The sequence below is a fragment of the Serratia sp. MMO-28 genome (assembly GCF_037199905.1).
Classification (GTDB): domain Bacteria; phylum Pseudomonadota; class Gammaproteobacteria; order Enterobacterales; family Enterobacteriaceae; genus Chania; species Chania oryzae.
In genome coordinates, this window is record NZ_JBBCVB010000002.1 from 77,932 (window position 1) to 97,923 (window position 19,992).

A 19,992-nucleotide genomic window follows, 5' to 3' on the forward strand; every position below is an offset into this window, starting at 1 on the left:
AACGTCAGCAGGCATTCGGTTTATACAAAGCACATCCCGCTATCACAGAACTGCGTCAGATCGGGCTGATCTCCAGCGGCTGCTGCCATATTCAGCACTGCTTCGGCCAGCGGGATCCCCTGGCGGGTCAGCCATAAATGCGGGTGGGTCTGCTGCAGCACGTTTTCGTGGGTGCAGGCTTTCGCAAAATCCTCCGGCACCTCGGCTTTCATCCTGAGCCACTCATCTGCCGAGCGGTTGGGGCACATCCAGCAGGCGGAACGGGGTGGGGTCGGCAGGCCGTGCTTTTCCACAATTTTGATCGCCTCTTCCCGGGTAACGCGCAGCTCAAAGAGCGGATAGAGCCGCTGCCATTTCCCCATCGTGACCTTGATCCTGCGCGGTTCATCAAATGACATCCCCAGCCACAGATTGACCCCGCGCCGGGTGAGGGCCAGTTCGCCGTATTTGCGGTTCAGGAAACGCTCGACCACCTCTTTTTTCCAGCGTGAGGAACAGTAGCCGGGGTGTTTTCCGGCGACGTTGCCGTCCGGGCGGCGGCCTTCCCATTCGGTGTAGTACCCGGGAAGAAACTTGCCGGAGGCTTCATGCATCAGATCCGCATCGGTATAGTCAGACTTGCGGATCAGGTGATATTCCAGCCCGATGGCGTCACACAGCGGCTGAATGTACTGCTGCTGGTAGGCAATCACGTTGGAGGATTCGCGCTCGGTGTCGGCCATCACCACCAGATCCGGTCTGGGGAGCACCCCCTGGGCAATCAGGCAGATGAGCGCACAGCTTTGGGTGCCGCCACCGTTGGAGAGCACATTTAACCGGGCCACGTTGTTTCTGGAGAAAACGCTCATGGCTGCCCCACCTGCTCAAATACCTGATCAAGGCAGAGCGGTTCAATGCCGCGTGCCCGGTCAATCTTTTCCGCCACCTTGAAAGCGGCATCGAGCTCACTGATGCCAAACTGCTGCATCAACTGAAAACGTTCGGCTTTTTCTTCGGGCTCGGTCATCGCCATCGCCAAATACAAGCTCGGCGGAACGGCGCGAAACAGCACCTCCATCGACTTTGACAGAATGATCCCTTCCGTGAATTTCCCCGCCTCCTTGCGTGCCGAGAGCATCAGCGCTTTCTGCGCGTCGTTCAATTCACGGAAACGGGCAATTTTTTCGACTTCATCAGGGGGCATCGACAAGCAAATCCACCACTCGATCATGTTGAGCATCGGTTCGGCGGCTTTGGGGAAGTCGTCAAGGTTTTGGGTGGCGAGCCAGAACCATGCCCCCAATTTGCGCCACATCTTGGTGATCTTGACGATATAAGGGGAGAGCAGCGGGTTTTTGGTGACGATGTGCCCTTCATCCGTCACATTGATGATCGGGCGACCTAAAAACTGGTCGCGCTCGGCGATGTTATTCACCGTGTTGATGAGAGATATGTAGGCAATGGAAAGCTGGGCGTTGTAGCCCTCCCGCGCATACGTGGCGAGATCGACAATGGTGATATCGGTTTCCGGCCACGGAGTGCCTGCACGGTTAAACATCTCGCCGTCAGTCCCCTGGCAGAACATATCCATCGCATCGGCCATTTCTAAAAGCCGGGTGCGGCGGCTCTCCGGCAGGCTGCTGTCGTGCCCCCGGGTACGCAGTGCATCCCGTACGTCCTGGGTCAGTACGGTACGCTTCTCGGCCACACACTGCTGCGCGGCATCCAGAATGCACTGGCGGATCAGGCTGCGGTCGGCGCGGGTCATCCGCGCTTCTTCCTTCTCTTCACCACCGGTGATCATCAGACGTGCCGTGATTTCCAGCTCGCCCAGCACATCGCGCTGTTCATCGGCTTCCTGCGCATCGGCTGCGGCAACCTGGTCATCATCCAGTGCATCTGCATCCAGTGTCTGTACCTGTGCCGGGGTATCCACCAGACGCCACGCGTCAGCAAACGGCGCGAGACTCACCCCGGAGCCGGGGGAGAGTTTGACCCGATGTACGGTAAGCCCCAGACGCTGCGCAAAATCACCAAAGAGGCCAAACGAGTTACCGGCCTCCACCACAAAGAGGCGTGGGCGATAAATGGCGGTGACCTGGTTGAGGATATTGTTCAGCGTTGCCGACTTACCCGAACCGGTAGGCCCGAACAGAAAGAGATGGGCGTTCATCTGCCGGTCCAGGCGGTTTAACGGATCAAAGGTGATGGTGCCCCCGCCGCGATTAAAGAAGGTGATCCCCGGGTGCCCGGTGCCCTGACTGCGCCCCCAGGTGGGGGCGAGGTTGGCGGCATGCTGGGCGAACATCAACTGGGTGTACCACTGGCGTTTGTCTTTCGCCGGGTCATACACGCAGGGGAGCCAGCGCAGATAGCTGTTGAGCGGAGCGACTTCATCTTCTTCTCGCACGGGCTGCAAGCCAGCGTTGAGCATCACGTTGGCCAGTTGCAGGCCGCGTGCATCCAGTTCCTCAACCGTCTGGCCGCGCAGGTAAAACGCCACGCTACCCCGGTAGAGCTTATGGGCGCTGCCAATCAGGGTGCGTGCCTGCTGCACATCCTGCCGGGTCTGTTCGGACGCCAGCGTTTCCCCGACCGATTTTTTCGCCAGGTGGTTCAGGTGGGTTTCCAGCGTATCCTGCGGGGTAATGACCAGCGTCAGACATAACAACGTGTCTTCCGGCATCTGGTCGAAGAGGGCATTGATGGCGTCGCCGCCTTTCGTCGTTTCGCCGGTCAGGTGCCCGGTGCTGGGCGGGGTGCGCAGCCGGTCCATTACAATGACCCGGTGCGGCATGCCGTCGAAGTACCACAGGCCACTGGTTGCATCGGAACGCGGCTCCCTGAAAAAGAGGCGCTGGGCAAAGTCGGTGCCACTGGCAAGCTCAATCTCATTCGCTTCCACTGTCTCGGGATACCGGGTCAAGGCATAGAAGCGGTCACGGTCACTGACGGTCGGCCCCAGCCAGTCCGGGCGCGGGTTGAACCAGGTCAGGAGCCACGCATGAATGGCAGCGGCTTCCATGCGCTTCGCCCGGATCCCGGCATTGGCAAGGCCACCCAGCAGCCGGTCGCTGATCACGGTCAGTGCCTGTTCCGGTGACTGTCCGCGCCGGGTGGCGTTGGCTGGTGCACGGCGATAGACCACCATCCGCACCCGTCGCAACTGACCACGCCACGGCAGGCGGGTCACCTTGGTATCTTCAAACAGTCCCCCCGGCTTGGAGATCGCCTGCAAATGGTGAGCAAAGAAACGCAGGTAGAATTCACTGAAAGCGGCACCCTGGGCACGCGGCTGCAGGTAGTGTTTCAGGGTGTCCAGATAATGATCCCAGCGGGTTTCATCCTGTGCATACAACTGCACCACCCAGGGGTGCTCCTCCAGTTCATCAAACGCATCCTGCAGGGCGTTTTCCAGTGCGTCACGCGCCTGCTGTAACCAGGCTTTTTCACGTCCTTCGGTGCCGACCGGCGTCAGCTCAAAAAAAGCCGCCACCGACACCCCATCATCCAGCAGCATGGCGCGGGACTCCGGCAGGTATTCTGCCCAGGGCAGCATATCGACAAAGGAAGGGGCCACGTCATAGAGTGCGGCTTCATCAGCGAGCGTGGCCGGACGCCGCCCCGGTTTGACGGCAGCACCGGGGGCCGGAATACCCTGTTCAGTGAGATCTGCAACATGCTGTGTCCAGGCGTCATGCGTCTCATCCGGCAGAGAGGCGACATCGGCTGATTGTCCAGGCCGCAGACGGGAGAAGAGTTTCATCAGTACGCCTCCGTGCGTTCGCCCGGCATCGCATACTGCACGCGCTGGTAAAGCGGGAAGACGGTGCTGTAACCGGGTACGGGCACCGGATCCGTACCTGCCAGATGCGGAAACACATACATCACCAGATCCGGATTCGGCAGACGCTGAAACTGGCGGGTGATTTCGTTCTGTGCCGTGCGGGTATAAGCCGTATTTACCGCCAGCACTGCCTGGTGATCCACTTCGGTCAGCTGACGGCGCAGGCTCTGGCGGGTATCAAGGAGCTGGCGTGCTGATTGACCGCCACGGGGGCTGCCGCCACTGCCCTGATCCCAGACATCCAGCATGGTGTTGCCGTTGTGCGGCAGCAGTTCATCCTTGCTGGTCGCACACCCGGCGAGCACCACCAGGACGCCGAGCGTGATGATTGGGTTAATCCAGTTCAAGCGCATGATGGTCTCCACGACGGTGATCGACGCGCCGCCCTTTGGGGTCGTAGTCGATGGTTAAAGGGTGTTCGATATGGACGGCGACGTTGGCACCCGGGGCGACATACACAGCAGCAAAGGCCTGCCCGTAGAGTTTGTTGACCCACTGTGACATCTCCTGCACACCGGAAGCGAGAATGCGACCCATCGCTTCGTTGCCGGAAATGCCGACCGTGCCGATGGAACCGTCGCTTTGGCTCACCATCGCCACATTGCCGTTGTCGGACTTGATGAGGGATGCCGCCCCGGCTCCGGCAGCAGTAATCAGTGCCTGAGAGCCCAGATACTGCTGGGCATTACTGCGGCGCTCACCACTGACGCAAGGGATACCGTGGGGATCGCTTATCCAGCCGAGTCCCTCGCCGTAGGCACTGTCGCTGTTGCGTGCCGTGCTTTCCTCTTCACCGCTGTTGCGGGTGGTGCTCGGCAGGGTACGCACGGTGCCGTCATTAAAAACAAACGTGATGCTGCGGATCTGACCGCGCACGCAGGAGAGCGTCCAGTCACCGGAGGCTGACCCGCTGATCACCGCCCCGGCGACATCCGGGAGGTCAATCCCATTCGCCGTGAGGTTGTCCGGGCCGACCAGCACCTTGAACGGATACGGGTCATTCACCGTCCCATCAATCGGCACTCGGCCAATGAGCGCCGTCATCGCAATCGAGCCCATCAGCGTTGCGTTGGCAGGCACGGTATAAACCGGTTTGAGGCGGTTCTTTTTCTGCACATCGTTGTGGCGAACCTGTTCGCCGGGCTGCTCCAGCGCCGTTTGCGCCGGGCCGAAACGGGTCGGGAAACGCAGACCGGTGGAAGAACCACTGCGGGTATCAGCGGGGCGTGCGTCTTCCGGTTCAACCCAGCGCAGGCCGCTGGTATTCGACCCTTCAAGGTTTTTGCCATCACCCGCTTCAAGCCCCAGCCCCACCGGCAGATCGGTGCCACCCGGTTGCTCCAGATGGTCAATACGGCGTTGCAGCTCCTGCAATAAGCCCTGCGCCTGCTGTTTTTCTGTGGCGATACTTTCCCGGTCCTGTTGCAGCCGTTGGCGTTCTCCATCGAGCGCACTCTGGATGCGCGATTCAATCGCACCTTCACGCTGACGCAGCCGGTCGTTTTCTGCTTTTTGCGCCTTGTTGTCACCGAGCGCCCCTTGCAGTTCGGTGCGCAACTGTTTGACCTGACCCACCAGCGTTGCCACCGTGTCACGCGGGGTGTCGCCTTCAATGCCGAGGGCTTTCATTTCTTCGGCGGTGAGGTGCGGACCGCTGTCGCCCGTGCCCTGATTGCCACCTTTGCCGGAAAAGAGTTTGATACCGACAAAAATCAGCAGAATGACCAGCGGGATCATCAGCCATTTCAGGAGGCCATTACTTTTCATGATGACCTCCCGCTGGCAGATTCCGTGCAGCATCGACCGGGCTGATACGCGGTAACAGTGTTCCCTCCAGCCCCTGGTGGCGGGTCACCAGATACACCACCGTGGTGTCCGCTGCCGTACCCTGGGGACCGAGGTCAGGATGCTGGAAGGTCGCCGCCACAAAATCCCCCTGCAGGGCGCGAGGATCGAGTACCTGCGGCGTGCGTGAGCGGTTGGTCAGACGCACCGCCGTGACGTGATAATCCTCCAGACGCCAGGCAATCAGCGCGTTGGCTTCCACGGGCAGGGTGGGTAACAGGGTGTCGAGGGCCAAACCCTTGCTCACCCGCACCGTGCGGATCCCTGGTAGCGCTTCGACAGTGCGCAATGGCGCATACAGACTTTGAGCGGCGTAACGGGTCAGTACAACCGGAATGGGGGTTTCCCGGCGGGGAGGCGGTGTCGCGTCCTCTTCTTCGGATGAACCCTCTTCCGCTGGTGCTTCTCCACCGTAAAACTTGGGTTGGGTATTTTCGACAATCCGCACCGGCTCCAGTGCCGGAGCGTTCTCTTTCACCGGCAGCGTAGCGATATCAAGCAGGATTAATGTGCCATCATCCGCATCCTGCAATTGCAGGCGGGTGGGTTCAATCGGTTCAGCGGCACGCAGATACAGCGCTCCACCGGCGCTTTGGACACGCAAACGCGAACCCAGCGCCGCAGGGACACCGACCCGGATATTGCGCTCAATAAAAATCACCCGCTCCTGGCCGACCTGCAGCGGCACCGCGAGCGGCAACCGCTCCCAGTGCAGGATTTCGAGCGCATGGGCAGCATGAGATAAACAGAAAAAGGGTAACAGCATCAGGATCCGTTTCATGAGGCGCTCCCGGACGAAGATGAAGGTGAAGGCGGGGTGATCCGCTCGGGGGCACGGCTGTAGCAGTCGAGTGCCAGCCCGAACGGATTGCGTTCCGGGTCGATATCGAGCCGTACTACCTTGAGGGCGTAACGCACCAGCGCACGCTTGACCTGCTCTGCGCCGTAATACTCATCAGCGGCAATATCCAGCGTGACGATCCAGTCACGGTCAGAGACCACGCTCACGCGAGTGGTGGGGTCATCGCCATAACCGCGCCCGGGTATCTCATAAATCCCTCGTACCCGCTGGCGCAGCTCACCACTGTTGCGGCGCTGCTCATAATCGCGCTGCAGAAAACTCTGGCAGGCCGGGGTCAGATACGCGCCCAGTGACTGGATATTGCGCGGGTAGTCGATGTCACCATCCACCGGCCAGCGGTTAAGCTGTTGCCAGGTATAAAAGCCAAAGGTATAGACGGATTCCGGCGGCACCTCCCACCAGGGGCGGGTACTGCCGGAACGCAGGTCGGGCGGGACGTGGATGGTGAGATTACGCGGCGCATGCCACCAGCCAAACCCGAGCACCAGTGCCAGCAGAAAGAGTCCGGCAGCGCCCAGCCGCAGCGTGCGGACATGAGCCTGCAGATGACCGATTTCATTCTTGATCCGGCTCATGCCGCCCCTCCCCGGCGTGTGCTCCACGCCCCGGAACGGGTCAGCAGAAACCGGCCCCCGACATACACCGCCAATGCCGGGGCATGCTGGGCCAGCCACCACTGCAACTGACGGTAGAGCCAGGTGTCCGGGCGGCCACGCTTCTGGCGTCGCAAAAAACCGCCGCCGATAAACACCCCGGTGGCGATCATCCCGACAATCGACGTGGGGATCATCGCGATGCTGCCGAGCAGCCAGGCCAGCGGGATACCGGCCAGAAATCCCAGAAATGCTGACAGCCCGGTGCAGATCCACAGTTCATCGGCGGTCAGGCCGCGTACCACCACCGGCTGACGGTTAAGACGATGGGGTAAAAACGCCACGGTCCCGTCCGGCTGGAGGTTGGAGTGAAGGCTCATTACAGCACTCCTGTTGCTTGCGTGAGCAACCAGATCCCGATCACCAGCAGCATTGCCCCTACCGCAACAGAAAGGCCAAACTGCCCCCACGTCGCTTTACCGGTATGGATTTCGGAGTAGCGGATGTAGGCGTGATAGCAGACGCCGACAAACATCGAGGCCACCACCAGCAGCGCTACCAGCATCACGATGTCGTAGCCATAGTTCTGCAGTGTTTGCAGAATGCCGCTCCCCGATCCTCGGGTAGGGTCATCGATTTTAGGCAACCCGGCAGCGAAGGCGGAGGCAGGCAGAAAGGTGCTGGAGAGCAGTAGGGTAACAAGGGAAAGACGGTTAGATTTCATGGTAAAACCTCGGGTTACGACAACAGAAAAAAGCTCAGTCCCAGGTAGATCGCGAGGAAGCGCACGATCACCCCAAGAAACTGACGCTGGTTAATCCGGTTTTCTGTCCAGCCGACATAGGCGGTGCGGATCGCCCACAGGCCCCAGAGCAGCAGAACAGCAAAGAGAAAGCTCAGAACCAGTGTCGAGACACTCTCGGCACTGAAACCGCCATTGGCCTGAAACGCAGCCTGCTGGGCGGCATTCATGGTTTGGCCTCCCGCTGGTAATCCCCGGAGAGCAGCACCGGGTCACGCGGCTGGGCGCGTTGCGGGGTCAGGTAATCGTGGATACCGGTGCGGATACGCCCGATATCCGCCTGCAGGCGGGGGTAGTCAAAGTGGTAGCGCCCGGTTGCCTCGGTTGAGGACTGGGCACTGGATTGCGCCTGGCGCTCCAGCATGTCGAGCTGGCGCAGGATGAGGGTGAGCTGTGCCTGCTCGGGTTCGGCGTGCACGCTGACAGAGAGCAGCAGGCCGGTCAGCAGGGCGAGCGCGCCTGCTGTGCACCTCGATAAAACAGGGGAAAGGGTATTTGCAGTCATGGCACCATTCCGGGGTAGCGGGAAATGGCTTCATGCTGCGAGGATTAGCGCTGAAATGCTGCAATCAATAGGAACAGCGGGCTATCCGGTTTTATTGAGGGGGGATTTTGGCGGCTTTGAAAATTGTTGTTGTGATGGCAGGATAGGACAGCCATAGCGGCCAATAGGCCATTAAAACAATGTTAATTGTTTTAAATGTACCACTCGTGATTTTTCTGATGACAAAAAGGAGTCGTAACCTGTATGAGTAATATTGTGCCAGAGTCCGAAAAAGAAAAATCCTCTGTATGGGTTTGGTTAGCGGAGGTCAGTCAGATACTGGAGTGGATGCATAAGCGAGCGTGGCCTTTAGGCGGGGGGATTATCTTTATCGCTGTGCTTTATTTGTACCACTACATTCAGGTTGAGCAGGTGCCTCTCAATATTACATCCCCTTCAGTTTTAGCAGGGTACCTACCTGTAGTAATAGTTATGATGGTATTTTTAATTGTGATATTTACTTTGCTTCCATTAGTTCCTACATTGATTTTACTGACCCCCATAAATTCTTCAGGTGACAGGTTATTCGATTCCTGGATTAAAAGTAAAAAAGGAGTGGAGGGGGCTGAGGATCGGTTTAAAACATTAGGGCTTTGGTATGCTGGCATAATAATTTGCGCACTATTTATTCTCGCTTTATATTTAATTGAAGGTTGGGTTTCAGGTAGTCATATATTTCAGTCTGTTATTATTTTACTGGCTTTAATTTTATCTGCAGTGGGTTGTGTATTGCCTTTGTTATTTTTTTATAAAAAAGAGTTGGATTTTAAGTCAAAATTAAAGGAGGTTTCCTCGGATTTTAGAGTGGGTACTTTAATGCTGGGGGTGGTTCAATTTACGTCTGTGATTGTGATTACGTATCTGGTGATAAAAATTAATGGTGGTGTAAGTTTGACATCACTATTATTAATGCTTGTTTCGCTGTTTGGTTTGGCTTTTTTTCAAATACTTTGCGCACATGTTGTGGTAACGATTAAATCAAGTCATCGGCCTGTCACGATCTCTGGGCTGATTGGTGTTTTTATCATGATGGTTGTGGCCTTGATACCAGAGGCAAGTAGTTTTTTAACAGGGCGTGTGTTACAGGCAATCGCATCAAGTGGGAAAAAGTGTGTTGTTCTCTCCTGGTCACCTGATGCAAAAAATGTTATTGATGCACTTAAAAATTTATCAGCGCCATCTCAAAGTAACCCGCTTAAAATTATTGCATTTGAAGATGGGCAGTATATGGTCCGATTGGTGAATGAAAATAGTAAGAATATTTACTTTTTGCCTCGTTCCCAAGTGGCAGGTATAAAAGAGAATAAATGCGGACAGTAAAGTTTATTATGCGGGACTAAAGGTATTTCTTAAAACTTCCCGCTGTAATATTCACTGCGACACTCAACAGTCCTGCGCAGGGCAGCAGCACACACAACGGATTGAGACTGAACGGCAGCACCAGATAGAGCATCCAGGGCAGCACGATAAGTGGGATCAGACTGGCCCTGGCGCGGTGATAGATAAACCCGGATTCACGCCCTGCACCAAAGCGGCGCACATCACGCCGCACCAGCCCATCCACCAGCCCGACAAACGCGGCCATCGCAAAGAGCGGCAGGCTTAAACACAGCACCACTGTTCGCACCAGAAACACCAGCACCATGTAGGCTGCAGCGCTCAGATAGGTCTCCAGATGCACATACACCACCCCCACGTAATACCTGAAATCCCGTGTCTGGCTGAGACTGCCTGCGCGTGCCTTGCCGGAAGCCTGAGCCACCCAGTTTTGTAACCCGCTCTGTTCTATCAGCGTGCCATGCACCCATTCGACCAGTTGTCTGGCGCTGCGCCCGGGCTCCTGCACAACCATGCTCTGGGTAAAATCGGTGGAAAGCTGCTCCAGCTCAAACCCCAGCATTCGCTGGGCGTGCTGCCAGCCCTGTTCCGGCCATAAAAAATGGATACCGAGGCATTCCAATGCAATACACAGCACCAGTGCCCCGCATAACAGGCCAAAAAGATGAAACGGCAGCATGATGAGACGGCTGATGAGGCCAGGCTTGCGTATTTGCGGACGCTGGACGGGAGCCGAAGAAGAGGAGGTCGTCATGCCTCAGTCACCCCAGATGCTATTTCGCTGATATCGTCGAGCAGGTCGGGCGGTAATCCCGCCTCCTCTTCCCCATGCGATGGCGTAGTGTCCCACCAGGCTTCACGTTCCACATACTGCTGACGCATATACCCGGCGAGTGCCTGCATGTCTTTGGGCATTACCTCATCCGGGTCGGGAGCGGGTAACGGCATACGGATTTTCCAGAGATTGCCGCCTTCGAGCAGTGCAAATGCCTGTCCCTTGGGGAGCGCCACCACGTGCGCCGGTTCAATCATCGGCACGCTGCTGGTGCTGATCCTGTCCTGGGTGTTGCTGGTAAAAGCAGTATTACCTTCAACATCTGAACTGTCGGTGGCACCACTGACCAGAGCGGTGCTGTAGACCTCTACCTTCGGTAACTGACGGGTCAGGAGTTCTGCAGTGGTGGTTTCCCGCACACGCAGCATCACCAGGTTATTGAAGTTGCCAATCACCTGACCGGCTTTGGCGCGATTACCAATTCGGGCTTCAATATCGCTTAACGTTTGGGTGTAGGCGGTTACCTGCAGACCGGCACCGCCTCCCTTGTTGATCAGGGGAATAAATTCGTCGCCCATGAGCTCATTAAATTCGTCGGCGTGAAGGTTGATCGGCAGTTTTTCTTCCCGTGCCGTGCTGGGCAGACCGTCATCAATACCGAACTTGTAGATATGCCCGGCAACGGACACCAGATCGCTGAACATCGAGTTCCCCACGGCGGCGGCGACTTCTGCATCGGAAAGCGCATCCAGTCCCACATACACAATCGCACGCTGGCGGATCACCTGCATCCAGTCAAAGATGGGGCGCGGGTCGTTCAAATCCGAATAGTTGGGGGCCAGCAGTTGCGCAATCTTGCCGGTGGTGAGCTTTTCCAGCAGTGGCAGCAGGGATGCCACAATCTTGTCAAAATAGGTGCGGTCATAGCGGACCGCAGAACGTAATCCGTCGAGCACCACATCGTAAATCGGTGCCTGACTCAGGTACTGCTCGATGGCGACAACGCGCTTTTCCCGCCCGACCATATGACGCGGGATATTCTTGTCGTTGAGTCGCCCCTCCAACTGCACGATCGCTTCCCAGGCTTTGGGTTCCACTTTGGCAAAGAGATGCTGGGCGTATTCAATAAAGAGTGCGTCGATATTGACCACATGGCGCTGGATCAGCAGGTAATCCGGGCGCTGTCCCAGTTCGACCAGGGCTCTCGCGATGATATTGACAAACCGCCACGCAAATTCCTTGAATGCGGCAGAGTTACCTTCATTCGACAATTGGCCTGCAACCCGGGTGGCAACCTCAGAAATCCGCCCAAATCGGCCCACGGCGTTATACCGCGCTGAAATATCCGGCCAGCCCAGATGAAACACATAAAAAGCGTTTTCCCGTCCGGCGCGTTTGGCTTCTACATACATCCGTTTCAGGAGATCGGCATCCCCTTTCGGATCCAGCACAATCACCACTTCGAATTCCCCCCGGGTTTTGCGGCGGATATCCTGAGTGATAAAAAGCTCGGCGAGCCGTGTTTTACCCACCCGCGTGGTGCCGAGCACCAGCGTATGCCCGACCCGCTCCCCGAGCGGCAGGGTGACATCCTGCTCATGCGGTTCAATCCCGTGCAGACGGGGCAGCCCCCCAACCGGGGGCAGGGGTCGCACCGGATTAAATGCCGAATCCCAGCGGCTCAACTTCACCAGGGCCGGAAACGGAAAAGGGGCAAACTCCAGCCGTGCTTCCCAGTCGCGCACCTGACGATAAAGGGAGGTGGGTTCAACATAACGCCGAAACTCCGGGCGGTAGGTCTGCATCAGCCGATGGGTGTGACGCTGATCCCAGCGAAAGCCGCGTCCCAGAAAAAGCCGCTGCTGACTGACCGGCACATCCCGGCTGGTCATCACATAACGCGGCAGGCGGCGGATATTACGCCGGTAGCGCAGAATGGCCCAGGCTTCACGCAGGCGCACCCCGGCAAACAGCAAAAAGCCACTGGCCGCCCCCCAGCCCAGCCGGGGGCTAAGCGCCAGCGACCAGGGGGCAAACAGGCAGAGCAGTGCTGCACCGAGGCAAACCAGCACGGTGTAGAGTTCAACGGCAGGGCGCAGCAGAACCTCGATGGCATGGCGCTGTGTCATCGTGATTCACTGCTCCACTCGGGTGGCGGTGACCAGCACAGGATAGTGGCGCAGCCCCAGCCGTTGGGCCAGATCATCGCCGGAGACCGGCAACAGGGAAAGTTCCGGCGCAAGCTGGCGCAGTCTGGCAAGGGTGGCCGGATTATCCACTTGCACCACCAGACCCACGGCCTCAAGTGACGCCAGCCGGGGACGCTGCGCCTTGAGCCAGGCAATCGAGCGGGGATCGTCTCCCAGCAGAAAGAGCGGGGCCAGCCCGGGTGCCTGAATCTCCCGCCCCTCGACGATTCCCGGGGTCAGTGATGGGGAGCGTACCGGCATCATATCGGCTTCGCTGTAGGGTGTCGTTCGGGATGGCGTAAGCCCAGGGGCTGATACCTCATCCACCTCCAGCGCCGCATAATACGGGGTGGCATCGCTGCCACCGAGATCGGCGACGACGGTCAGGGTTGGCGGACGGGGTTCGGCGTGAAGGGTAGTTGAGAGCAGCAGCGCCAGCCCCCCAATAAGGTGGCGGCAGAACAAAGCCTGTTTCATGATCCATTACTCCTGATGGAATGCGAGGGTGGAGGCATCCGGCTGGATGCGGTTAAGGTGCTGTTTGACGCTGCGCCGGTAACGCAGCGCGGGTTCTCCCCCTGCCGGACGGTGATAACGCCCTACCGCGAGCAGCCAGTCTTCACCGGGGGTGTGATGCTCGCGCAGCAGCGTGGCGGCAAGGGTCAGATTGCGATACGGATCCAGCAGGTCGCAGGGGCGCTGAATGCGTTCGCCGTGGTAACCGATATTGATCTGCCCGAGGCCGACATCAATCCGGGTGGCAGGCACACGCCGCAAGGCCCGTAACAAGCCGGTACAGGCGGATGCCCGATTGGGGTAGCGTTCAGCGGTGCCGCCGACATTCAGTGTCCACGGCCAGGGACGCATGCGCCCCTGCAGTTTCATCCCGCTTTCCTGCAATGCCACTGCATAGAGCACGATTGACGGAATATTGGCTTCACGTGCCGCAAACTGGTAGGCCGGTGGCGGTAATTCATTGGCCTGCAGCGTGCGTGCGGCCAGCATCAGCGTGATGAGACACAGCCGGAGCATGGACACCTCAAGGCGATTCCGGCAACACTACGGGGAGTGCCGTGACGGCTTTACCGAGTGCCTGCCACTGGCCGCTGTCATGATTAAGCGTGATGGTGCGGTTGCGTACCCGTGCCGGGTCGATCCCGGCCTGTGCCGCCCACTGGCGGATGCGGCCATCGTCCTGCTGGCTGTCAATCATATACACATCAAAACGTGCCCCCTGGCGCTGCAGGGCTTTGACCTTCTGCACGCAGGGCGGACAGACCGCTTTGACAAACACCGTCAGACGACCGTTTTCTGCGGGTGAGGTTATCGGTGACTGGATGGATTGACTGCCTGTGAGCGCCATCGGCAGCAGTGTCGGATGAAGCCGTTTCCAGGCGTCGTCATACGCCTGTTGATAGGCCAGCAGTTTGGCAACGCGCCGACCTTCGGCCTCGACCTGCAGCTCGGCATAACGCCGCCGTTCTGCATCGGTTTTGGCTTCAATCCCGAGTGCGGTGAGCGGATCCAGTCCGGGGGAATGCACTCCCAGCGGCCCCTGCATCAGCGTCTGATAACGTGCATATTCGTCGGCTTTGAGCCCCCATTCACGCGCCATCGTGTCCGTCTTATCAACGGCGGAATCCCGCAGTTGGCTGTGCTGGATCGTTGCAGGCTGGGAAGTGGCGGGAGCCGTGTTCTGTGCAACGGCCTGCCCGGTCAGAAACAGGCCTGTCAGGTAAACCCCCACCAGGGTGGGGGTGCAAAAAAGCACTTTTGTCATGATGGTATGCCCTCAACTTACGGCAAAGGGAACTGACGCTGCTGGTTACCCACCCGGAAGGTGGCGTGGCGGCTGTCGAGCGCGATGAGTACCCAGTCGCCCTCGCGGTCACCGAGGCGCAGCAGGCGCACCTGAGCCAGTGTTGCGCTGCCGGAGGGGGCAATCGAGAGCCGCTGCTCGCCCCCGCGCAGCTCAACCCCGAGCAGGGTAAAAGGAGGGGCGAGCGTCTGGGGTTTGATCGGTCTGGGGCTTCGGCTGGGCGGTGTGGGAGGGGGCACCGGAGGGGACCGAAGGGTTTCCAGACGCGCGTCAAACTGATCCAGACGCTCGCTTAACCGGGAAAGCGCCTCTGCTGTGGCAGAGGCCGAGTCAGTGTCAGTGGCAGGCAGGCGCTGCTCAAGGGCATCCAGGCGCTGTTGCCATGTCTGTTCGATGGTGTGCCAGTTGGCCTGGGTGAGTGATTCAGGCTGACTGGCAAGCTGGCTGCTCAGTTCATTTAACCGGGTTTCCAGCACCGCAATCTGCGTTGTTTGCAGGCTGTTGTCCCCCTCTGGTGTCAGGTCTGACAGACGACTTTCCTGTACCACGGCAAAAACACTGAGCGCGAGCAGCCAGAGAAGCGCGAGTATTTGCGGGAGGGCAGAGGTTTTCATGCGATCCTCCCGGGAACCGTTGCGGTATCAGGCAACACACTGGCGGCAGGTACAAAGCAGACCTGACGTGCGGCATCATCCACCTGGAGCTGCCAGGCGGGACCCGCCAGCGTCTGCAGCGTATCGCGCAAGGTCAGGGGGCCGAGTTTGCGGTGTGGGGCAGGCAGCGGGAGTGTGTCGAACAGCGTGATGGCGTCACTGCCCTGGCACAACTGATAGCCGGAATCGCGCAGCACGTAGCGCAGCGCATCGCCCACCGTGGCGGTGGGGTTACCAGGCAGGACAGGAATGCTCACCTCAATGATCTGCTGCTGCAGGTCACGCTGGATCCCGGTGGGAATAAGCTCCACCAGGGTGTAGCGGCTATAGCGCACGGCAGGTACAGACTCGGGCGTACTGATCGCAGATGTAGCCAGGGGCGGTGGTGTTTTAACCGGTGCCGGTGTCTGACAGGCGCTTAACAGCAGCGTCAGGCACAGCATGAAATGGGGGTGAAAACGAATTGTCATGGTAAGGCTCCCGAATGTGTTCAGGGCTTACCTTGACAGTAAAAAAGCGCTTATTCAGCAAACAATAGGAATCCGCTGAATGCGGATTTATTGCGGTATAAAAAAGGGCTGGCGTCAATCCTCTAACGAAAATCGCCAAAAGACTGAAAGCTTAAACAAGACAGGGGGTAGCTCTGATCCGCACCGCAGGGCTGTAGCCACGTGGGTTAGGAGTCACATAGGAGGTCCTGTTGGCTCTGTTGCCATCGTCTATCCTGAGTTCGTCGCCCGCGACGGTCAGGAGAGATGGCCAGACATGGCAAAAGCCGACTTGATGTGCAGACCGTACGCAAACGCCTGGATCGGAGAAGCCGGGCCTAGGCATCAGGGATGTGGAAGGCTGGCGAATGCTAGTCTCATCAGGGGTGAGTGAACAGCGAACCCGCTAGTTTGTTACATAATAATTGTCATTATTCTTTGATAGACTAGAGAGATAAATATTTATGCTAATCTCATAGGAAGATTATGAAAAAAAACACCGCAACATATCATTATTGTTGCATTTATGCAGCAAAAGGTATTTTCGACCCGAATCCGGATCTGAATTCAATATTGCTAGAATGCGATAATGTTGTGGTTCGACTTATCGGAGCAAAGGCTTATGAAAACCTTATTGAGAGAGTTATTTCCCCTCTCGACAAGGAAGGCATTGAGAGCCGTGATGACAAGGCGAGAGAGAAAATTGAATGCCGCCGAAACAGCCTGATCCATCAAGCTTTACATCATGCTGTGATTCACGTCGAAGCATGCTTGCCTCTTGATGTTGTAAGCACTTATCACGAAGAAGGCTCAGAGTTGCCGGCCTACGTCAGAGCCCCTCTTAAAGCAAATGCAGAATATGCTTTTAAATCCGCTTCAGCTGCGATGACATTTGCCAGAGGGGGTCTTCTCTCAAAGAATTATGATTTGATTGTTGAGCAATACTACGTTACCGACAATCAATCCAAGATAATCAGCAAACTTCATCCAGTTACTGTCTTTGATGGGGGTTTAATGGCAAATTTGGATATGAATGAGGTGTTCGCTGCAGGAAGATTGGCTTCTATCCTCTATAGCGACAAAGAGATAAACAGAATAATTGGTATGTATTCAGAATCTCTTACGCCATACAAGAGCGGCCATCTTCACGCCTTTATTGCCGCATGGACAGCCCTTGAGATATTTGTTGCAAAGCAATTCAAGGAGTTGCAGTCAAACATCACAATAAACATCAATGGTTCTGCGACGCATAAGGATTTTTCAGATCGAATGCGTACCGTAATGAATGACAAATATCGATTAACAGATAAGTTTGCCGCCTTGTCAAGCCACTATGATAATGCAGGTGCCGATGATGACATAACAGAGTTCAAGAGAATTAAAGAAATTAGAGATAAATTCTTCCACACAATGGAGGGAGATGTGGAAAGCTTGCCGCTAGATCAAACGAGGAAGTTGATCTCGAAGTACCTTCAAATCTATATTGAAAAAAAACAGGAAGGGTTTATTTTTCAAAAGGTAGCTAAATAGTCGGCAACATTGACGGGAGGCATGTGTCTGCGTGCCTCGTTTAAAGCGAAACGTCGTCAGTCTGGGCTGTCGCCTCTCTTTATTAATATCGGGCCGCGTTCGGCAAACGATTTGGTGTCTGTGCGGTACCTGCGACGATGGTGTGATCCAGCATGCGCACGTCCACTAGCCTCAGCGCTTCCTTGACTGCCGTCGGCGACGTGAACGACGCACCGCGCTGCATCTAAGGAATTGGCAGCCTGAGCTCCCAGAATTAAAACTCTCCAAAAACTCGGTGCGGTATAAAAAATCCCCCCGCAGCGAACTGCCGGGGGGAACGGAATAATCAGAGGGACACTCAACTCACCAGTTGCCGTGCGAGTGCGACCTCAATCGAATCACCGTCCTGATTGAGCACATCCAGCCCGGATTCCGGCACTTCACCCGAGGTGCTTTGCGACACCATGATCTTCTTTGCCATCAGCTCCAGGCATTGAATCTGTGATGTCCCGGCATACCCCAGATAAATCACCCTGACCGGCTGTTTTTGACCAATCCGCCAGGAACGGCGGGAAGCCTGTTGCAGCGTGTAACAGTTATAACCCGACTGCATAAAGACAATCGTGGGGAACTCCAGCAGATCCAGGCCGGTTTTAACCAGTTCCGGATTGGTGATCAGCACATCAATGCCCCGATCCAGTTGCTCGGCAATCCAGTCTTCCCGGCGGGAGGTATCCACGCTTGCGCGTAACACTGCCACCTTGAAGCCGGTACGCTCCAACTGCACTTTCAGGCGTGACGTGGTGTCCCGCGTCCCGGAGTAAATGCTGTAGGCCAACACCTTACGGCCTGCGGCTTTTTCTGCCTTGCAGATGTCGATCAGCTCCTGCTCTTTTGGCGTGGTATCCGTATCAGCAAACACTGAGGGGATAAACGCCAGCGTAGAGCGGGTGCGGGGATGAACCACGTTCTCCGCCCGGAAACAGCAATCCGGCCAGGCCAGCAGCACATTGAGCACCACCCCTAACAGCGTGGTATCCCGCCGTGCCAGCGCCTGTTTCAGTTCCTGCGTCAGCGTGCGGGACAACTGCTGGTAGTACTGTTCCTGCTCTGGGGCCATTGCCACATTACGGAATTCCTCATCATACGGCGGCAACACGTTGCCACCGATGTCTTTCAGCTTGAGAAACACCGTATAAGGCAGCAGGCAGCGCATAATCCCCTTGGGGCCAAACCCTGGTGCCTTGACGGTGCGCACCGAAACTTTGGTTCCCTTAGCGGTTTTATGCGCCTCCCCCTTGCTCTCGGAATAGATCTCTTTCAGCACCCCGTGATCGCGCATAAACGCCATCGACGCGGAGGAAAGACTGCCGTTTTGTGCAGGACGATAACCATCTTCAATCATTCGTCCCGGTAAGGAACGGAACAAAAGATAGAAGAGATCGCTCGCATAGCCCCCCATCAGAGTGCCGGTCAGCAATAGCGTCTTGCGTGCTTTTGCTGCCAGTACCCCCATGGCCTGACCTTGAGCTGAGCCGCCGTTTTTGTATTCGTGCGACTCGTCAACCACCAGGAGATCGAAGGTGTTTTGCGGTAAAAACCTCTTGATGTATTCAGAGGGTTGATAGCCGCCTTCACCAAAACCGAACTCCATATTGGCGAGCGCACGCTCCATCCTGTGCGCCTGCCGGTCAGAAAACACCAGCTCACCCTTGCTATCCATCAGATTGATGAACTCATACAGATTGTCACCAAGAACCGAGGCCAGAAACGACTCCCCGAACTTCTGCAGCAACCGTTTGGCCGTGACATCACCAATCGTTGGAATACGCTTCAAGGCTTTGAGAACAGACTGCGACTGCTCCTGGGCGGAGGCCCCTTTCGGGCGCATCAGTGTCCAGAGCGCCTCCCCGCAACCGCTGCACTGGCGACGATGTTCCTCCGCCAGTAATGTCGGGATGGGGATCGGCTCGCCGTCCATATCGGTGATGATCTGCCCACACTGCGGACAGGTGGCAAGGTGAGCGCGTAAAAAACGGCGGGTAGCAAAAGCCGGTCGCCAGTGAAAGCCCATACGCATGCGCACCCGACCCAGGATAAAAAACTCCTGCCCCTGTGCCGGAAGGCCCAACTGCTCACGCAGTTTGATGAGTTTCACCAGTGTGTCCGGGCCATTGAGCACCCAGACTTTGGCACCCTGTACCGTTTCGAGGATTTCGCGCCGCCACTTGTAGACCAGATGGGGCGGAGAAAGCACAAGTGTTCGACGGTAACCTTCGGCATGTAATACTGCAGCCACTGCAATACCGATGGTCGTCTTGCCCGTTCCCATTTCCCCGTTGACGATAGCCGCCCGTTCGTTGCGATTGACCAGGAGTTCGGCCACCGCATGGACGACCTCGGCCTGTGCATCAAACAGGGTACGTTTGAGCCTGGAGAGGATTTGCTGACGGTTTGTCCGTGCCTGACCGGTATAGACCGGCGGGTTGGAACGGTTGAGTGAATCCAGCAGTTCGTCGCCAAACTCTTCGACAAAATCCTGCAGGCTGATGGTGAGCGGTGACACGGTTTCGGTCGGCTCAGCGTCGGGTGAAAAACCGGTCAGAGGCAGGACATCAGCCATGGCCGGGGCAACAACAGGATGATCAATGACGTTTTCGTATGACATGGTGAGGCTCCAATTGAAAAAGGGGCATCACCGTCCCGGCAGGGGCGATGAATTGCCCCTGTTGCGGGAAGAAAAAAAAGA

20 protein-coding genes are annotated in these 19,992 nt (G+C 57.1%); 2 read left to right on the forward strand and 18 right to left on the reverse strand.

The window, feature by feature from the left end; all coding sequences use genetic code 11:
- Positions 1-20: 20 nt before the first annotated feature.
- The 10 genes from WG891_RS02025 to WG891_RS02070 are packed head-to-tail and all read right to left on the reverse strand — an operon-like array spanning position 21 to position 8,433.
- On the reverse strand, positions 21-848 hold the full coding sequence (locus WG891_RS02025; protein WP_337261537.1) for a hypothetical protein: 828 nt from the start codon (positions 846-848) through the stop codon (positions 21-23).
- Positions 845-3,745, reverse strand: a complete 2,901-nt coding sequence (locus WG891_RS02030; protein WP_337261536.1) for a conjugative transfer ATPase — start codon at positions 3,743-3,745, stop codon at positions 845-847. Before WG891_RS02030 ends, WG891_RS02025 begins: the two co-directional genes overlap by 4 nt.
- Positions 3,745-4,179 carry a TIGR03751 family conjugal transfer lipoprotein gene (locus WG891_RS02035; RefSeq protein WP_337261535.1) on the reverse strand — a complete coding sequence of 145 codons (435 nt, stop codon included), beginning with the start codon at positions 4,177-4,179 and terminating at the stop codon, positions 3,745-3,747. The genes WG891_RS02030 and WG891_RS02035 overlap by 1 nt, the downstream gene beginning before the upstream one ends.
- Complete coding sequence (locus WG891_RS02040) at positions 4,160-5,593, reverse strand: TIGR03752 family integrating conjugative element protein (RefSeq protein WP_337261534.1); 1,434 nt, start codon at positions 5,591-5,593, stop codon at positions 4,160-4,162. Before WG891_RS02040 ends, WG891_RS02035 begins: the two co-directional genes overlap by 20 nt.
- Complete coding sequence (locus tag WG891_RS02045; protein WP_337261533.1) at positions 5,583-6,452, reverse strand: TIGR03749 family integrating conjugative element protein; 870 nt, start codon at positions 6,450-6,452, stop codon at positions 5,583-5,585. The genes WG891_RS02040 and WG891_RS02045 overlap by 11 nt, the downstream gene beginning before the upstream one ends.
- Entirely contained in the window at positions 6,449-7,108 is a 660-nt protein-coding gene (locus WG891_RS02050) for a PFL_4703 family integrating conjugative element protein (RefSeq protein ID WP_337261532.1), read from the reverse strand. Before WG891_RS02050 ends, WG891_RS02045 begins: the two co-directional genes overlap by 4 nt.
- Positions 7,105-7,506 carry a TIGR03750 family conjugal transfer protein gene (locus WG891_RS02055; protein ID WP_337261531.1) on the reverse strand — a complete coding sequence of 134 codons (402 nt, stop codon included), beginning with the start codon at positions 7,504-7,506 and terminating at the stop codon, positions 7,105-7,107. Before WG891_RS02055 ends, WG891_RS02050 begins: the two co-directional genes overlap by 4 nt.
- Entirely contained in the window at positions 7,506-7,850 is a 345-nt protein-coding gene (locus tag WG891_RS02060; RefSeq protein ID WP_337261530.1) for a TIGR03745 family integrating conjugative element membrane protein, read from the reverse strand. Before WG891_RS02060 ends, WG891_RS02055 begins: the two co-directional genes overlap by 1 nt.
- 14 nt (positions 7,851-7,864) lie before the next feature.
- Positions 7,865-8,098, reverse strand: a complete 234-nt coding sequence (locus WG891_RS02065) for a TIGR03758 family integrating conjugative element protein (protein ID WP_337261529.1) — start codon at positions 8,096-8,098, stop codon at positions 7,865-7,867.
- Positions 8,095-8,433 carry an integrative conjugative element protein, RAQPRD family gene (locus WG891_RS02070; protein ID WP_337261528.1) on the reverse strand — a complete coding sequence of 113 codons (339 nt, stop codon included), beginning with the start codon at positions 8,431-8,433 and terminating at the stop codon, positions 8,095-8,097. The genes WG891_RS02065 and WG891_RS02070 overlap by 4 nt, the downstream gene beginning before the upstream one ends.
- Before the next feature lie 243 nt (positions 8,434-8,676).
- On the opposite strand from WG891_RS02070, the gene WG891_RS02075 reads away from it, so the two are divergent.
- Positions 8,677-9,792, forward strand: a complete 1,116-nt coding sequence (locus WG891_RS02075) for a hypothetical protein (protein ID WP_337261527.1) — start codon at positions 8,677-8,679, stop codon at positions 9,790-9,792.
- Positions 9,793-9,808: 16 nt separating this feature from the next.
- Here the strand turns inward: WG891_RS02075 and WG891_RS02080 are convergent, their stop codons facing one another.
- The 7 genes from WG891_RS02080 to pilL2 are packed head-to-tail and all read right to left on the reverse strand — an operon-like array spanning position 9,809 to position 15,716.
- Positions 9,809-10,564, reverse strand: coding sequence for a TIGR03747 family integrating conjugative element membrane protein (locus WG891_RS02080; RefSeq protein ID WP_337261526.1), 756 nt, complete (start codon positions 10,562-10,564; stop codon positions 9,809-9,811).
- Complete coding sequence (gene traD / locus WG891_RS02085; protein WP_337261525.1) at positions 10,561-12,714, reverse strand: type IV conjugative transfer system coupling protein TraD; 2,154 nt, start codon at positions 12,712-12,714, stop codon at positions 10,561-10,563. Before traD ends, WG891_RS02080 begins: the two co-directional genes overlap by 4 nt.
- Before the next feature lie 6 nt (positions 12,715-12,720).
- Entirely contained in the window at positions 12,721-13,251 is a 531-nt protein-coding gene (locus tag WG891_RS02090) for an integrating conjugative element protein (RefSeq protein WP_337261524.1), read from the reverse strand.
- Between the two features lie 6 nt (positions 13,252-13,257).
- On the reverse strand, positions 13,258-13,806 hold the full coding sequence (locus tag WG891_RS02095) for a transglycosylase SLT domain-containing protein (protein ID WP_337261523.1): 549 nt from the start codon (positions 13,804-13,806) through the stop codon (positions 13,258-13,260).
- A gap of 7 nt (positions 13,807-13,813) precedes the next feature.
- Positions 13,814-14,554, reverse strand: a complete 741-nt coding sequence (locus WG891_RS02100) for a TIGR03759 family integrating conjugative element protein (RefSeq protein WP_337261522.1) — start codon at positions 14,552-14,554, stop codon at positions 13,814-13,816.
- Between the two features lie 17 nt (positions 14,555-14,571).
- Positions 14,572-15,207 carry a hypothetical protein gene (locus WG891_RS02105; protein WP_337261521.1) on the reverse strand — a complete coding sequence of 212 codons (636 nt, stop codon included), beginning with the start codon at positions 15,205-15,207 and terminating at the stop codon, positions 14,572-14,574.
- Positions 15,204-15,716, reverse strand: coding sequence for a PFGI-1 class ICE element type IV pilus protein PilL2 (gene pilL2 / locus WG891_RS02110; RefSeq protein ID WP_337261520.1), 513 nt, complete (start codon positions 15,714-15,716; stop codon positions 15,204-15,206). The genes WG891_RS02105 and pilL2 overlap by 4 nt, the downstream gene beginning before the upstream one ends.
- A 504-nt stretch (positions 15,717-16,220) precedes the next feature.
- On the opposite strand from pilL2, the gene WG891_RS02115 reads away from it, so the two are divergent.
- Positions 16,221-17,264: a hypothetical protein gene (locus WG891_RS02115; protein ID WP_337261519.1), complete on the forward strand. Its 1,044-nt coding sequence runs from the start codon at positions 16,221-16,223 to the stop codon at positions 17,262-17,264.
- A gap of 337 nt (positions 17,265-17,601) precedes the next feature.
- Here the strand turns inward: WG891_RS02115 and WG891_RS02120 are convergent, their stop codons facing one another.
- Complete coding sequence (locus WG891_RS02120) at positions 17,602-19,911, reverse strand: DEAD/DEAH box helicase family protein (RefSeq protein WP_443006015.1); 2,310 nt, start codon at positions 19,909-19,911, stop codon at positions 17,602-17,604.
- Positions 19,912-19,992: the final 81 nt, after the last annotated feature.

Excerpts from the sequence above, each read along its gene's own strand:
- WG891_RS02090 (WP_337261524.1), bottom strand. The coding sequence starts at position 13,251 with ATGAAACAGGCTTTGTTCTGCCGCCACCTTATTGGGGGGCTGGCGCTG.
- WG891_RS02070 (WP_337261528.1), bottom strand. The coding sequence starts at position 8,433 with ATGACTGCAAATACCCTTTCCCCTGTTTTATCGAGGTGCACAGCAGGC.
- traD (WP_337261525.1), bottom strand. The coding sequence starts at position 12,714 with ATGACACAGCGCCATGCCATCGAGGTTCTGCTGCGCCCTGCCGTTGAA.
- WG891_RS02095 (WP_337261523.1), bottom strand. The coding sequence starts at position 13,806 with ATGCTCCGGCTGTGTCTCATCACGCTGATGCTGGCCGCACGCACGCTG.
- WG891_RS02030 (WP_337261536.1), bottom strand. The coding sequence starts at position 3,745 with ATGAAACTCTTCTCCCGTCTGCGGCCTGGACAATCAGCCGATGTCGCC.
- WG891_RS02035 (WP_337261535.1), bottom strand. The coding sequence starts at position 4,179 with ATGCGCTTGAACTGGATTAACCCAATCATCACGCTCGGCGTCCTGGTG.
- WG891_RS02065 (WP_337261529.1), bottom strand. The coding sequence starts at position 8,098 with ATGAATGCCGCCCAGCAGGCTGCGTTTCAGGCCAATGGCGGTTTCAGT.
- WG891_RS02105 (WP_337261521.1), bottom strand. The coding sequence starts at position 15,207 with ATGAAAACCTCTGCCCTCCCGCAAATACTCGCGCTTCTCTGGCTGCTC.
- WG891_RS02045 (WP_337261533.1), bottom strand. The coding sequence starts at position 6,452 with ATGAAACGGATCCTGATGCTGTTACCCTTTTTCTGTTTATCTCATGCT.
- WG891_RS02080 (WP_337261526.1), bottom strand. The coding sequence starts at position 10,564 with ATGACGACCTCCTCTTCTTCGGCTCCCGTCCAGCGTCCGCAAATACGC.
- WG891_RS02025 (WP_337261537.1), bottom strand. The coding sequence starts at position 848 with ATGAGCGTTTTCTCCAGAAACAACGTGGCCCGGTTAAATGTGCTCTCC.
- WG891_RS02040 (WP_337261534.1), bottom strand. The coding sequence starts at position 5,593 with ATGAAAAGTAATGGCCTCCTGAAATGGCTGATGATCCCGCTGGTCATT.
- WG891_RS02100 (WP_337261522.1), bottom strand. The coding sequence starts at position 14,554 with ATGACAAAAGTGCTTTTTTGCACCCCCACCCTGGTGGGGGTTTACCTG.
- pilL2 (WP_337261520.1), bottom strand. The coding sequence starts at position 15,716 with ATGACAATTCGTTTTCACCCCCATTTCATGCTGTGCCTGACGCTGCTG.
- WG891_RS02050 (WP_337261532.1), bottom strand. The coding sequence starts at position 7,108 with ATGAGCCGGATCAAGAATGAAATCGGTCATCTGCAGGCTCATGTCCGC.
- WG891_RS02075 (WP_337261527.1), top strand. The coding sequence starts at position 8,677 with ATGAGTAATATTGTGCCAGAGTCCGAAAAAGAAAAATCCTCTGTATGG.
- WG891_RS02120 (WP_443006015.1), bottom strand. The coding sequence starts at position 19,911 with ATGTCATACGAAAACGTCATTGATCATCCTGTTGTTGCCCCGGCCATG.
- WG891_RS02060 (WP_337261530.1), bottom strand. The coding sequence starts at position 7,850 with ATGAAATCTAACCGTCTTTCCCTTGTTACCCTACTGCTCTCCAGCACC.
- WG891_RS02055 (WP_337261531.1), bottom strand. The coding sequence starts at position 7,506 with ATGAGCCTTCACTCCAACCTCCAGCCGGACGGGACCGTGGCGTTTTTA.
- WG891_RS02115 (WP_337261519.1), top strand. The coding sequence starts at position 16,221 with ATGAAAAAAAACACCGCAACATATCATTATTGTTGCATTTATGCAGCA.